Origin of the sequence: Auritidibacter ignavus (assembly GCF_029853775.1) — a bacterium.
Classification (GTDB): Bacteria; Actinomycetota; Actinomycetes; order Actinomycetales; family Micrococcaceae; genus Auritidibacter; species Auritidibacter ignavus.
On sequence record NZ_CP122564.1, the window covers coordinates 291,095 to 305,209 of the forward strand.

Annotated in this window: 11 protein-coding genes; 10 read left to right on the forward strand and 1 reads right to left on the reverse strand. The window is 56.5% G+C overall.

The features are described 5' to 3' along the window. Positions 1-83 precede the first annotated feature (83 nt). Positions 84-1,247, forward strand: a complete 1,164-nt coding sequence (gene wecB, locus QDX22_RS01245; protein WP_110099475.1) for a non-hydrolyzing UDP-N-acetylglucosamine 2-epimerase — start codon at positions 84-86, stop codon at positions 1,245-1,247. A gap of 31 nt (positions 1,248-1,278) precedes the next feature. After that, complete coding sequence (gene smc, locus QDX22_RS01250) at positions 1,279-4,878, forward strand: chromosome segregation protein SMC (protein ID WP_110100346.1); 3,600 nt, start codon at positions 1,279-1,281, stop codon at positions 4,876-4,878. Here smc and QDX22_RS01255 read toward each other — a convergent pair. Continuing rightward, complete coding sequence (locus tag QDX22_RS01255) at positions 4,847-6,154, reverse strand: MFS transporter (protein ID WP_110100347.1); 1,308 nt, start codon at positions 6,152-6,154, stop codon at positions 4,847-4,849. The two genes, smc and QDX22_RS01255, sit on opposite strands and share 32 nt — an antisense overlap. Positions 6,155-6,265: 111 nt before the next feature. Here QDX22_RS01255 and ftsY point away from each other — a divergent pair, with 111 nt between their 5' ends. The 8 genes from ftsY to rplS all read left to right on the forward strand — a co-directional run bounded on the left by ftsY (position 6,266) and on the right by rplS (position 14,115). Further along, complete coding sequence (gene ftsY, locus QDX22_RS01260; protein WP_233487817.1) at positions 6,266-7,465, forward strand: signal recognition particle-docking protein FtsY; 1,200 nt, start codon at positions 6,266-6,268, stop codon at positions 7,463-7,465. Positions 7,466-7,764: 299 nt separating this feature from the next. Further along, positions 7,765-9,534, forward strand: a complete 1,770-nt coding sequence (locus QDX22_RS01265) for an N-acetylmuramoyl-L-alanine amidase (RefSeq protein WP_110100348.1) — start codon at positions 7,765-7,767, stop codon at positions 9,532-9,534. Positions 9,535-9,709: 175 nt separating this feature from the next. Continuing rightward, positions 9,710-11,314 (forward strand): signal recognition particle protein, encoded by a 1,605-nt coding sequence (gene ffh, locus QDX22_RS01270; protein WP_110100349.1) that lies wholly within the window; start codon positions 9,710-9,712, stop codon positions 11,312-11,314. Between the two features lie 192 nt (positions 11,315-11,506). Beyond that, positions 11,507-11,965 (forward strand): 30S ribosomal protein S16, encoded by a 459-nt coding sequence (gene rpsP, locus QDX22_RS01275; protein ID WP_110100350.1) that lies wholly within the window; start codon positions 11,507-11,509, stop codon positions 11,963-11,965. Between the two features lie 2 nt (positions 11,966-11,967). Next, on the forward strand, positions 11,968-12,207 hold the full coding sequence (locus tag QDX22_RS01280) for an RNA-binding protein (protein WP_110100351.1): 240 nt from the start codon (positions 11,968-11,970) through the stop codon (positions 12,205-12,207). Positions 12,208-12,322: 115 nt separating this feature from the next. Next, positions 12,323-12,877 carry a ribosome maturation factor RimM gene (gene rimM, locus QDX22_RS01285; protein ID WP_110100352.1) on the forward strand — a complete coding sequence of 185 codons (555 nt, stop codon included), beginning with the start codon at positions 12,323-12,325 and terminating at the stop codon, positions 12,875-12,877. Between the two features lie 5 nt (positions 12,878-12,882). Next, positions 12,883-13,599, forward strand: a complete 717-nt coding sequence (trmD, locus tag QDX22_RS01290; RefSeq protein WP_110100353.1) for a tRNA (guanosine(37)-N1)-methyltransferase TrmD — start codon at positions 12,883-12,885, stop codon at positions 13,597-13,599. Between the two features lie 165 nt (positions 13,600-13,764). Continuing rightward, positions 13,765-14,115 (forward strand): 50S ribosomal protein L19, encoded by a 351-nt coding sequence (gene rplS, locus QDX22_RS01295; protein ID WP_110099484.1) that lies wholly within the window; start codon positions 13,765-13,767, stop codon positions 14,113-14,115.

Here is a 14,115-nt window from a genome sequence, read left to right on the forward strand (position 1 = left end):
GGGTTGTCTCGGCATACTAAAATGAAATCACCGGCTCACTGCCGCGTGAGGTCGTTGTGTCGTAGTGATGTAGGAGTAGAGACATAATGAAAATCATGCCGGTCTACGGCACCCGCCCCGAAGCGATTAAGATGGCCCCGATTGTGAAAGCTCTTCAGGAGTCGGATCAATTCGAGTGTGTGGTGACCGTCACTGGACAACACCGGGAAATGTTGGACCAGGTGAATGAGCTTTTCGGAATCACTCCCGACCACGACCTCAATATCATCCAGCCCCGCCAGACCCTGAACATGGTGATGGCGAAAACCATCAATGGTCTCGACGCGATCATGGATGAAGAGAAACCCGATGCCGTGGTGGTCCAAGGTGACACGTCGACTTCCACAGCTGGCGCCATTGCCGCCTTCAACCGTGGTGTGCCAGTGGTTCATGCCGAAGCCGGGCTCCGTAGCTTCAATATCTTTTCCCCGTTCCCGGAAGAAGCGAACCGGAAGATTACCTCCCAGATTTCTTCTCTTCACTTAGCACCGACCTCGGTCAGTCGCGATAACCTCCTCCGTGAGGCCGTCAACGCGCACGATATCTACGTCACCGGTAACACGGTCATCGATGCCCTGCTTGAAGTGGTGGACCAGCGTGTTCCGTTCAGTGAACCTGCTTTGCAAGAACTGATCGAGCAGGTAGACCAGGGACGAAAGGTCGTCCTCGTCACGACTCACCGCCGTGAGAACCAGGGTGATGCGATGCGCGGTGTCGGCCGAGCATTGGCACGACTGTCGGACTCACACCCGGACGCGACCATTGTTTTGCCAGCCCATAAGAACCCTGTAGTGCGTGAGGCAATTCTGCCGTTCCTGGAAGGCAAAGAAAATGTCATCGTCACCGAGCCGTTGGCATACGGGGAATTTACCCACTTGATGAACCTCAGCACCGTCGTCCTCACCGACTCCGGTGGCGTTCAGGAAGAAGCACCAGGTCTGGGCAAACCGGTGCTCGTGATGCGCGAGAACACCGAGCGTCCCGAAGCGGTGACCGCCGGAACCGTCCGACTGATTGGTACCGCCGAAGAGCGCGTTGTCGAGGAAGTCTCCGAGTTGCTCACAAATGACGAGGCATACGCCAAGATGGCCAATGCGGTAAACCCCTATGGTGACGGCCGGGCCGCACCGCGTTCTGTCTCGGCGATTGCAGAGCTACTCGGCGTGGGCTCTCGTTTACCACAATTTGACGACGGACTCGGTGAATAAGGGCTTATTTGCCGTCCGGTGTGACGTGTAAATGTATCTGAAAAAGCTCGAGGTTCGAGGGTTTAAGTCCTTCGCTTCCAAAACTACTTTCGAATTTGAACCTGGGATCACCGCCGTCGTCGGCCCCAATGGGTCGGGGAAATCAAATGTTGTCGATGCACTGGCCTGGGTGATGGGCGAGCAGGGTGTGAAGAACCTGCGCGGTGGCAAGATGGAGGACGTCATCTTCGCAGGCACCTCAGGTCGCCAGGCTTTGGGGCGGGCACAGGTGACCCTGACCATCGATAATTCTGATGGTGCCCTCCCGATTGAATACTCCGAAGTGGCCATTTCCCGCACCCTGTTTCGAGCCGGCGGATCCGAGTACCAAATCAATGGGTCACCGGCCCGACTGCTCGATATCCAGGAGCTTCTCAGTGACTCGGGGCTCGGTCGAGAAATGCATGTCATCGTCGGTCAGGGGCAACTCGACCGCATTTTCCATGCCACACCGGAGGAGCGACGGGGGTTCATTGAAGAAGCCGCCGGAATTCTGAAGCATCGTCGCCGGAAAGAACGGTCGGTTCGCAAACTCGATGCGATGCGTGGGAACCTGGACCGAGTCAGAGACCTCACTGAAGAAGTCCGTCGCCAGCTAGGACCACTCTCGCGTCAAGCCGACACGGCACGCAAAGCCCAGCGCATCCAATACGATGTCCGAGATGCCCGTGCCAGACTGCTGGCCGACGACGTGGAGCAGCAACTGCGGGTGGTGGCAGATCTGGTGGAACAAGATCGGGGCAACGACGAAGAGCTCGTCGCGGCTCGCCAGAACATCACTCAGGTCTCTGAACAAATGGACGCGCTGGACCAAGAACTCGACGACATTACGCAGGCGGCCACCGTCGCTCGTGAACACCGGTACGGGCTCAGTGGTTTGCAGGAACGGTATCGGTCGTTGCTGTCGGTGACCGACGAACGGCTGCGGACCGCGTCGGCACCGATCACGAAAACCACGACCATCACCGCCGAGCAAGCGCAAGCCCAGCTTGATCAAGCCGCCGAAGAATATCGGCAAATCTGCGATACCAGAGCAGAAACCGATAAGGCCCTGGCGCGGGCCATCCAGGAAAAGGACGATGCCGAGCGTGCAGCAAGAATCGCTTCGCAAGCATATACGGACTCACTGCAAGAAGAGGCCCAACGTCACCGCGCCATTGCCACAGCAGAAGCAAAGCTCGCCTCGGCCATCGCTGAACTGGAAGCAGTGAAAGCCCAGCGCAGGCACGTGACTGAAGAATCAGAGTACCGTCAAGACAGTCTTCGTGAGCTACAAAACTCACTTTCCGCATACCAAACGCAGGCCGATGAGGCAGCACGGCAACGTGCACAGATCGAAGGCCAGCTTGACGAGGCGGACCGGAAACTGTCCCAGAAGCGTGGCCAACTGGATGACCTGATGGCACACTTGGCCGCGCAGAATCGTGAATATAGCGCTATCCAGGCACGGATCGAGGTCCTCAAGGATTCGTTGGAACCACACAAGGGCTCGGCTCGGGCGTCTTTAATGGATCTGGCTGTCGAAGAATTGAGTTCTCAATTTGTGGTCTCAGCTGGGTGGGAACGCGCCGTTGCGGCCGTGCTACCGGTGGCGGTTGAACAGCTTTGGGCGGATGACTCGCAAACCGCCAAGGCTGCTGTGGACTTATTGCAACACGGCGAGGTTGAGACCACGCGGATTTACACTCCCACCTCTGAAGGGGAGAGTTACGTGAAGCGGCAACAACTCCCTGATGGGCTTGTTACTGCGGTAGACCACGTCTTCGCGCGTGAGCCAGACGCGAATTCTGCCGTGACCGCGACATTGCAAGAGCTGTTCGGACACGTCGTGCTGTGCGAAGACCTCGAGGAAGCCGAACGCGCTATACAACGCTTCGAGGAGACCGACCTCGATAATGCCCATGTGGTGATCGCTACCCGGAATGGACACCTCATGACGCATCTGTGGGTCCAGGTTCACGGAGCCGGCGGGAGTAGCCATGTCGAAGCTCGCGGGTCGCTTGATGATGCCGAAAAGACCCGAGATCGGCTTGACACGGAGATCTCGACTCAACAGCAACACATTGAGGGTATGAGACAGGAAGTACGCACCTCGCAGCAAACTCATGACGAGATCCGCGAGAGGGTAGATGAAGCTCGACGGCGAGAGACGACCTACCTGGAGCGACAGGCAGCGACGAAGAATAGCTTGGCCCAAACCCTGCAGAATAGCGAGCGTTCAGAGCAACAATTGGAGGAGCTTGCCGATCACCTTCAGGCGGCTCAGAACCGTGTGACAGGATACCAGGAGGCTTACGATACAGCCGTGGCTGCCGAGCGGGTAGCGTCGCAACAGCACACCTCGGAAGATTCGCCGAGCGAACAAGAAGCCGAGCGTGCAGAGGCTCGCGCCGTCGAAGCTCGACGGGCTGAAACGGATGCGCGGCTGGCGTTGCGAACTCAGGAGTCGACTGAACAACAGGCACAACAACGCGTGGAACAAGCCCGGCGGAGGCTATCTGCTGCTCACCTGGCAGAACAAGAGTATTCCCGCGCGCTACACCAGCAACGACACCGAGTCTCTCACCTCGAACAGGTCCACGTGGCCGTAAATACAGTTCTGGAAAAGATCGGTAGTTCGGTTCGTCGTGCTGAGGTTGATGAGCAAGAGTTCGCGGCCACTCGTGAAAAAACTCAGCAACGTCGGGAAGCTCTGGTTCACCGACGCCAGCAGGCTCAATCTGATCTAGAGAAACTCAAAGAACGTACCCACGCTCGTCAGCTTGCCCGCCAGGAGCAAGAAATTAAGCTCGAGCAACTCAAACAAAAAAGTCTGGACACTTTGGGGTACACCCACGACTATCTGGTCGCGAATTTTGGGACCGACCAACCAATCCCCGAATTTAACGAGGGCCAGCAAGATCAGGACGAGGCTGTATCGTCGACTGCTTACCGTCGAGACGAACAGGAGAAACGCTTGAAGAAGGCCGAGCGTGAATTGCGCGCGCTCGGCAAAGTCAATCCGCTGGCTTTGGAAGAGTACTCGGCGGTGCAGGAACGACACCAATACCTCAGTGAACAGTTGGAGGACCTAGAGAATTCTCGCAGGGACCTGTTGCAGATTATTGAGGATGTCGATGCGACGGTGCTCAGGGTCTTTCGAGAAGCCTTCGAGGATACCTCCGCTCAGTTTGAGCATGTTTTCTCCACGCTTTTTCCCGGAGGTGAAGGAGCGCTCGTCCTGACCGATCCGGAGAACATGTTGGAAACGGGCATTGAAGTCCATGCCCGTCCGGCCGGTAAAAAAGTCACGAGGCTATCGTTACTCTCTGGAGGCGAGCGGTCGCTAGCCGCCGTTGCGCTACTGGTGTCGATCTTTAAAGCCCGGCCTTCACCCTTTTATGTGATGGATGAGGTAGAAGCTGCGCTGGATGACGCTAATCTTTCCCGGTTGCTGACGATCTTCAAAGAACTCCAACGGGACTCGCAGCTGATTATTATCACCCACCAACAGCGCACGATGAACATCGCCGATGCTCTCTACGGTGTGTCAATGCGTGGAGATGGGGTATCCCAGGTCATCAGCCAGCGTCTGAGTCATGACGAAACATAGTCTTAGCCTCTGACTGAGTCGGATCAATCTTCGGTAAGGACCCGGTCCGGGGGCCTCCCGGAGTGATAGGGACGTTTGTCTCGGGCGAAAACGTCCAGACCAGTGCGGCGGTGACCAAGATAACCCCGGTGAGGCCAAAGCCCCAGGCGTAGCCAGCGACGTCGACAATGAGCCCGACCAATAACGGTCCGGCAATGCCGCCGACATCGGATGCCATTTGGGCCGTCGCCATCACAGTTCCTGCCTTCTTGTCTTGACCCACGATGTCAATAATCGCAGCTTGTTGTGGGGCGTTGAGCAAACCCGTTCCGGCACCGGCGATGGTATTGAGGGCTAAGAATAACCAAGGGTTAACGAACACGCCGAGCACGCCAGTTGTCACGCCAGCGATGAATAATCCGGAGACGATCAGGGGCTTACGCCCAATCCGGTCGGAGAGCCTCGACGAGAAGGTCACAGCAATTACGTTGCCCACGGCAAATAAGGACAACCCGACCGCCGCGGTTTGCGGACCGTCGAGGAAGAAGGTCATTCCCGCGAAGGCCGAGGCGGCAAAGAGGGGAGTCACGGAGTTTCGCACCCCGAACGCAGCCCAGCCATTGGCAAAAAATGATGTCAGCGTTGCCCGATAAGAACTATTGCTCAGTGCCTGCCTGAGCTTCATCGCCGGTCGGTCATCTGGTGCCGGTCGGTGCGTTTTGCTACGACCGACGCCGGTGAGGGTGAAGAAGACGACCGACGCGGCGACCACAAGGGAACAACCATAAATGATAAAAGGAGCACGAGGCCCCAACCCTGCAAGAGCACCGCCGACGATGGGACCAAAAATATTGCCTAGCAAGAAAGCAGAGGCATATGCGCCAGAGATCCGCCCGCGGATTGTTGGGGGAGACTTACGGGCCAGATACGACATCGCGGAAACGGTAAAGAGGGTGGAGCCAATGCCTCCCAAACCACGGAAGATGAGAAGTTGTGGGTAGGTCTGAGCAAGGGCCACCAAAAACATCGACAGCGCCACAATGGTGACGCCGGTGGTGTAGACATAGGGTTCACCAAACTTACTGGTGACTCGGCCGGAGACGGGGGCGAAGAGTAAGCGAGCTAAACCGAATGAGGACACCACAGCTGAGACCGCAAATGCCCCGACACCAAACGACTCTGCATACAAAGGAAGAATCGGGGCAACGATACCGAACCCGATCGCGATGAGGAAGGTCGCTGTAATGAGGACTTTTAGCTCTGCTGGAATTTTCGGGACATCGCGATCTTGGGGCATATATTCGATTTAATCACGAAGCCCGGATTGATTCGGTTGTCCTCAGTGTGCTCTTAGCAACGGGCTGAAACTGGCTCGGCAAGAACCCGGAGAATATGAAAGACTGAAGAGGTGGAAATCCTTATTATCAGCGCCGTTGTTCTGCCCGTCTTAGTCGGTCTGGTGTCGACGTTTGTCTCGGATCGACCTGATGAAACGAAGGTGGTGTACACAACCACCGCAACTCCGGAGGAAGTTGCTCCATCTCCGGAGGATGTTGCAGAAACTGCCGTCCCAGATGAGACACCGGTTCTGCCTCCATCGGAGGAAGCTCAGGCTGAGACCGAAGTCGACGAGCTTGAGACTGTCATCGAGGAGCCGATTGCTCCCGAGCTGGAGAAACCAGAAGCAGCCAAGACCCGTTTGGGGCGCCTGCGTGCGCGTCTCGTGAAATCCAACAACATCTTTTCCAAAGGGTTGCTCGCCCTCTTGTCCCAGGACGACATTGATGACGATGTCTGGGATGAAATCGAAGAGACTCTGTTGACCGCAGACCTTGGTTCCGGTCCCGCACTGGAACTTGTCGATAAGCTCCGTGAACGAGTCACCGTTGAGGGCACGAAAGACACCGAGCAAGTCCGTGAGATGCTCCGCGAAGAACTCATTAACTTGGTAGACCCGACGATGGATCGTCGTCTGGCCGTATCGCGTCAAGAAGGCCTTCCCTCCGTTGTGATGGTGGTGGGCGTCAACGGAGTGGGCAAGACCACCACTGTCGGTAAAATTGGTCGCGTTCTCGTGGCTGAAGATCATTCGGTGCTCTTTGGTGCAGCTGATACATTCCGTGCAGCTGCCGCCGAACAGCTGGCGACGTGGGGGTCCCGCGTTGGGGTTGAGACGGTACGTTCCGAGGCAGAAGGAACCGACCCAGCCTCAGTCGCTTTCGACGCCGTGCAGAAGGGCATCGAATCTGAAGTCGATACCGTGATCGTCGATACCGCCGGACGTCTGCAGAACAAGGGTAACCTCATGGACGAGCTCGGCAAGATTAAGCGTGTTTCTGAGAAACAAGCGCCGGTCCGCGAGGTCCTGCTTGTTATCGATGCCACAACGGGACAGAATGGCCTGACCCAGGCAAAGGTCTTTACCGAAGCCGTCAACGTTACAGGTATTGTGCTGACCAAGCTCGACGGATCTGCTAAGGGAGGCATCGTGGTCGCAATCCAGCGTCAGCTGGGTGTTCCTGTCAAGCTGATTGGCCTGGGCGAGGGTGCCGACGACTTGGCCCCGTTCGACACGCACGGTTTCGTTGACGCGCTGATAGCAGAGTAACCTCCGTGGCACTGACTCAGACCATCCGGACAGGTGGCGTCTTATCGACGTGCCCCAGTCCTGTGAGTTGATTCAGTGACATGGCAACGATTGAAGTCCTCTTCCCGGCCAGGAGCGATTGGTGAACCGGCTCGCTTCTGTCTCGGTGGAGGGCTTCAGCTGTCTGGGGGTCGCATCGCTCTTAATGCAAGGCGATCGGCTTTGAGATTGTCTCCCTGTGGTAGCATGATGGTTGTCTAATTAGACACTTCTGTCTCACTGTCTTCACATTTCTCTCACACCCCTTGGATAGGCCCCTTATGCCTGGCTTCACTTTGCGAAAAAAGCTCACCGTTTCATTCGTTCTTCTTGCTCTCGGTGTCTCCACCGTCAGTCCAGCAGTAGCCGACACCGTTTCTGTTGCGGTTCACAGCCAAAATGCTACAGTCGACGAGCCTGCCGAAACCGCCGAAGGACCTGCAGAGGCTGACTTTCCTGAGGCGGAGGTGCACAGTGAAGATATCCAGGTATTTTCTATCGATGGTGTCTCTCGGGAAGCCCTTCCCGAGGGCGAAGAGATCGAAGCCGAGACCTCGCCCGAGCCCCTGAACGCAGAAGCCCATGAAGAGGGGGATAGCCCGGCGACGAACGAGGTTTCGGAGGATCCAACTGAGTCTGCCCTGAGTGAGTCTGCACCCACCGACTCGGAATCCACCGAGTCTGAACTGGCGGATCCCGAACCGGTCGATGCTGACCCGAGCGAGAACGCTGTTGAGGACGATGAGACTGTAGCAGACCAAGAAACCAGGCAAACGGTTACCGATGCAGCGGAAGGGTCGGAACCGGCGACTGATCGTGAAGAAGACCATCTGAGCGAGTCTGCTCTGGATGGGGAGAGCGACGAAGGCGAGCTGTCTGCGCTGACTGTTCCTCTGGAATCCATTGATTTCGTGATTGCCGGTGTGACCTGGCATCGATCCACTTCTGAAATCGTCACTAATGTTTCGATCCGCGTTCGCGAGCAAGATCGTTGGTCTCAGTGGGAATCACTGGAGATCATTGATGACGAAATGGCCGAGGGCGATGTTATCGGTACAGAGCCACTTGCGACCACGGAAGCAGACGCCGTGCAGGTTCGCGTCAACACCGAATCAGGGGAGGTTCCTTCGGGCCTGGAGGTTACACTGATCGACCCCGGTGTTTCGGATAATGATGGAGCTGTGGTTGCCAACACCGCCAGCCATGTTTCCACCAGCAAGAAGAACCCTAGCGTAGGTCGACCAACGATCGTCCGAAGGTCACAGTGGGGTGCCAACGAATCCTGGGCGTCTCCCAGCAAGCAATCCAGCACGCTCAAAGCGATGTACGTCCACCACACAGCGGGGACCAACAACTACTCGCGGTCACAAGCTTATGCGCAAGTTCGCGGTATCTATAGCTACCATGCCCGGACGCTGGACTGGGGAGATGTCGGATATCACTTCCTCGTCGATCGGTATGGAACGATCTACGAAGGCCGCAAGGGGTCGATGGATTCTTTGCCGATAGGAGCACAGGCCGGAGGATTCAACACAGACACTATTGGTGTCAGTGCCATCGGGAACTTCGAGGCAGCTACTCCGCCGACAGCTATGGTGAACTCGCTGACACGGGTTCTGGCGTGGAAGGCGCACCAGTACGATCTCAACCCGCAAGGGAAAACAACACTTGTCTCGCGCGCTTCTCCGGGCTCGACCGCGCGTTATAAGAGCGGTACTCACGTTTCGTCGCCCGTCATTCTTGGCCACCGCCATACCAACGCTACTGCATGCCCCGGGGCCCGCCTGAATGCGCTACTGCCCAGCATCCGGTCCAATGCGTCTTCCAAAGTTTCCAAATTTGAATCCTCTGTGAAGACATATCAGTATGTGACCTCGTCTGGTCCGATGCGTGCTGGTACGTCGTCGAAGACGCGTCGGATTGGGACGGTTCCGGCTGGTGAGCGCGTTCGAGTGTTGGGTTCGAAGGGTTCGTGGACCCGCGTGGTTGCCAAGGTGGGTACTGGTTGGGTTCCTTCCCGGGTGCTGAGCGATAAACCTCCCAAGCCCTAACCCCTACTCGGCATCAAGGCTACTGGAGCTACGGTCTACAGTGATGTGAGTTTCTCTCTGACTGAGGGGTCACGCTGGTATTCCTCAGGCAGACTTGACTATTTCTGAAGACCGACGTAAGTCTTGCTACCCTGGGTAGGAGCTAATAACCGTTTCCGAAGGAAGTTTCTTTCCAGTGTTCACATCTCTGACAGACCGTCTGACGTCGACCTTCAAGAATCTGAAGGGTAAAGGTCGCCTGACCGAGGCGGATATTGATGCAACTGCTCGGGAAATTCGCCGTGCATTGCTCGATGCTGACGTTGCTGTTCCCGCGGTGCGTGAGTTCATCAAGCGCGTGAAGGAACGTGCTTTGGGTGAAGAAGTCTCCCAGGCGCTCAACCCAGGCCAGCAGGTTGTCAAAATCGTCAACGCTGAACTGGAAGAGATCCTTGGAGGCGAGACCCGTCGTATCCAGTTCGCGAAAACCCCGCCGACGGTGATCATGTTGGTGGGTCTGCAAGGCGCGGGTAAAACAACCCTTGCCGGCAAGCTGTCCCGTCATCTTAAAGAAGACGGGCATACCCCGATGTTGATCGCAGCTGACTTGCAACGTCCGAACGCTGTTCGTCAGTTGGAGATCAACGGTGAACGGGCCGGAGTTCCTGTTTTTGCTCCCCACCCAGGCGTCTCCTCGGAGTTCGAAGATCCCACTGGTGACCCGGTCCAAGTTGCCCTGGACGGGGTTAATGAAGCGAAGAAACGGCAACACGACGTGGTGATTATCGATACCGCTGGTCGCCTCGGTGTCGACCAAGAGCTCATGCAGCAGGCCTCTGATATCCGAGCTGCGACTAACCCGCAGGAAGTGCTGTTCGTCCTCGACGCGATGATCGGTCAGGACGCGGTGGCCACCGCTCAGGCGTTTAACGAAGGTGTCGGTTTTACCGGTGTCGTCCTGTCGAAGATGGACGGGGACGCTCGCGGTGGCGCCGCCCTGTCGGTCAAACACATCACGGGCAAACCCATTATGTTCGCCTCCACCGGGGAGAGCATCAAAGACTTTGAAGTCTTCCACCCCGATCGCATGGCATCACGTATCCTCGACATGGGTGACGTGATGAGCCTGATCGAGCAGGCCGAACGTAACTGGGACAAGGCCGAAGCCGAAAAGATGGCGAAGAAGTTCGCCGGGCAAGAGGACTTCACCTTTGACGACTTCTTGTCGCAGATGCAGCAACTCAAGAACATGGGGTCAATGAAGAAGCTGTTGATGCGGATGCCCGGCGCCCAGAGTATGCGCCAACAACTTGACCAATTCGACGATTCCCACATTAACCGTATTGAAGCTATTATTCGGTCGATGACCCCGCATGAACGGAACGCGCCGAAGATCCTGAACGGATCGCGACGCGCTCGCATCGCAAAAGGTTCTGGGGTTAAAGTCTCTGACGTCAATACTTTGGTCGAACAGTTTGGCCAGCTTCAGAAAGTCATGAAGAAGATGGCCTCGGGTGGAGGCATGCCGAGTATTCCTGGCATGCCCAATATTCCCGGTATGCCAGCGGGTGGCCACGGGGGCAAGAAAAAAGGTAAAGGTGGCAAAAAGAACGCCAAGAAACAGCGCTACGGCAACCCCGCTAAAGCGGAGGCTGCAGCGCGGGAGCAAGCGCAGAAAGCCGCTAACCGTCCCAAGCCAAATCCCTTGAAAGGCAGCTCTTTTGGTGGTGCTCAAAACTCTCAGGGAATGGATCCCAGTCAGCTCAACTTGCCGAAAGGCTTCGAGAAGTTCCTGAAATAGGGGTTATCCACCACGGGGCGTCGAGTGGAAATAAGAGTGCGTTGTCTGGCATAATGGTTCGGTACTGATTCGCGGAGGAAACGACCCTCTATCCTTTCCTCTGCGTTTCCGTTCGCACGCTACGTTTCAACTTTGATCCCCAGTGAAAACGTTGACGTGCACTCAATGTGAGAAAGAGGAGTAACCACAACAGTGGCTGTAAAAATTCGTCTGAAGCGTCTGGGTAAAATTCGTTCGCCGCACTACCGTGTTGTGGTGATGGATTCCCGCACCAAGCGTGATGGTCGTGCCATCGAAGAGATCGGTCTCTACCACCCGACGCAGAACCCTTCTTTCATCAAGATTGACTCTGAGCGTGCTCAGTACTGGTTGTCGGTCGGCGCTCAGCCGACCGAACAGGTCCAGGCTTTGCTGAAGCTGACTGGCGACTGGCAGAAGTTCAAGGGCGAGTCCTACGACGAGTCCACCTTGAAGCAGCCGGAAGCTAAAGAGGAGTTTGTTGCTCCGGAGAAGGGGTCGGTGATTATTCCTGAGGCCATTACCCCGAAGGGTGATGACAAGGAAGAAGACCAGGCTGAGGGCCAGGCTGAAGAGAGCACCGATGAGTCTGCGACTGAAGAGAACGCAGACAGCAAAGAAAAGTCTGAATAATCATGTTGCAAGAAGCGTTGGAACACCTGGTCCGAGGGATCGTTGATTATCCCGAGGACGTACAGGTTGACCTCCGTGAAAACCGCCGTGGCGAGCTTCTCGAAGTGCGAGTAAATCCCGACGATCTCGGCCGTGTTATAGGCCGAAAAGGTCGGACCGCCAATGCCCTGCGCGCTGTCGTTGACGGGCTGGCCGGATACTCGGTGCGAGTAGACGTGGTTGACACGGACCGTCGTCACTAAAAGCAGAGATGACCTCGAGGGTTCCTAGAACACCGATCACATTGTTCTAGGAACCCTCGGTGTTTTAACATGACAACCACCCAGCACCAGCAGGTACTAAGGAGCAAGAATCGGCATGGCCCAGGAAAAGCTAGACGGGCTCGTGAGAGTGGCCCGGATCGGCAAACCCCACGGCATTAAAGGCGACGTCACCGTTCAGATCTTCACAGACACCCCAGAAACTCGTTTTGTTCCCGGCGCGGTGCTCACCGTGGATCATGGAAAAAAAGACTCGCCATTAGCTGGTAGCCTGACGGTCAACAACGCCCGCTGGAATAAGCATATTTTGCTCCTGTCCTTCGAAGAGATCAGCGACCGGAACCAGGCCGAACAGTACCGTAATTGCCAGCTCTATGCTGAACCGGAAGACCTGGAAGACGATGATGATGCGTGGTACGCCGAAGACTTAGCGGACTTTACGGTCAAACTCGACTCTGTTGAGGGTGAGACGATCGGTACCATCTCGGACCTGATCCCTGGGGAGGCCCAGGACTTGCTCGAAGTCACACGCACCAACGGCACGACAAACCTCGTACCCTTCGTGGTCGAAATCGTTCCGGAGATCGACGTGGACCAACAACTGGTGATCCTCACCCCGCCTGCTGGCTTATTGGAACTGGGACAGGACTAACCCCGATGCGCATCGACATTATTAGCATCTTTCCCGAGTTTTTCGAGGTCCTGGACGTCTCGCTGATCGGTAAAGCCCGCCACAAGGGCCTGCTGGAGATTCATGTCCATGATCTCAGGGACCAGACCACCGACCGGCATCGCACCGTGGACGATACACCCTACGGTGGTGGGGCTGGAATGGTCATGAAACCGGAGCCGTGGGCACGTGCTCTGGAAGAAGTGGCATCCCACGGCAAACACCTGGGCTATGGCACACCGCATTTAGTGATCCCGACTCCGTCCGGGGAGGTTTTCGCTCAACCCACCGCCGCGACCCTAGCGGACTGCGAACATCTGGTTTTTGCCTGCGGACGCTATGAGGGCATCGATGAACGAGTGTTTGAGTGGGCTGAAGAACTCTTCGAAGTGCACCTTGTGTCCTTGGGCGACTATGTGCTCAATGGGGGAGAAGTCGCGACCTTGGCCATGATCGAAGCTATCGGGCGATTGATTCCTGGAGTGGTAGGAAACCCTGCGTCGTTGGTGGAAGAATCCCATTCAGATGGGCTCTTGGAATATCCTGTCTACACCAAACCCGCCACGTGGCGGGGACGAGAGGTCCCCGAGGTACTTCTTTCCGGAGATCACGGCAAAGTCGACGCGTGGCGTTTAGCACAAGCTGAGGAACGAACCAAGAGTCGCAGACCTGATTTATGGAAAATCCGCAAGGATCTGGCATAATAGATACTCGTGCCCGCTGGGTCCGCTGTCTGCCGCGGGGGATAGCGTACCGCCTGTGTGCACCGGGACAACCCTCAACAAGGGTGTCTCGAAATTTCCATCGCAAGACGTCAAGAGCTTGCTGTATGACGTGGGTGACCTGCGGCGTCCCACCAGGAGAGATCCATGAACATCTTAGATCAGCTCGATGCAAAGTCGAAGCGCAACGACATTCCTGATTTCCAGGCCGGCGACACCGTCGCTGTTCACGTGAACATTATCGAGGGTAAGACCCAGCGTGTTCAGGTTTTCGAAGGCTACGTTCTGGGCCGTCAGGGCTCGGGCCTGCGCGAAACCTTCACCGTGCGCAAGACGTCCTTCGGCGTCGGTATTGAACGCAAGTTCCCGTTGCACTCTCCCGTGATCGACAAGATCGAGGTCAAGAAGCGCGGTGACGTGCGTCGTGCCAAGCTGTACTACATGCGCGATCGTCACGGTAAGGCTGCTCGTATTCCCGAGAAGCGCGTTGACTCCTAG

What these genes read in the sequence shown, in the direction of transcription:
- smc (WP_110100346.1), top strand. Translation starts at nt 1,279, where the DNA reads ATGTATCTGAAAAAGCTCGAGGTTCGAGGGTTTAAGTCCTTCGCTTCC.
- QDX22_RS01255 (WP_110100347.1), bottom strand. Translation starts at nt 6,154, where the DNA reads ATGCCCCAAGATCGCGATGTCCCGAAAATTCCAGCAGAGCTAAAAGTC.
- QDX22_RS01265 (WP_110100348.1), top strand. Translation starts at nt 7,765, where the DNA reads ATGCCTGGCTTCACTTTGCGAAAAAAGCTCACCGTTTCATTCGTTCTT.
- QDX22_RS01280 (WP_110100351.1), top strand. Translation starts at nt 11,968, where the DNA reads ATGTTGCAAGAAGCGTTGGAACACCTGGTCCGAGGGATCGTTGATTAT.
- rimM (WP_110100352.1), top strand. Translation starts at nt 12,323, where the DNA reads ATGGCCCAGGAAAAGCTAGACGGGCTCGTGAGAGTGGCCCGGATCGGC.
- trmD (WP_110100353.1), top strand. Translation starts at nt 12,883, where the DNA reads ATGCGCATCGACATTATTAGCATCTTTCCCGAGTTTTTCGAGGTCCTG.
- rplS (WP_110099484.1), top strand. Translation starts at nt 13,765, where the DNA reads ATGAACATCTTAGATCAGCTCGATGCAAAGTCGAAGCGCAACGACATT.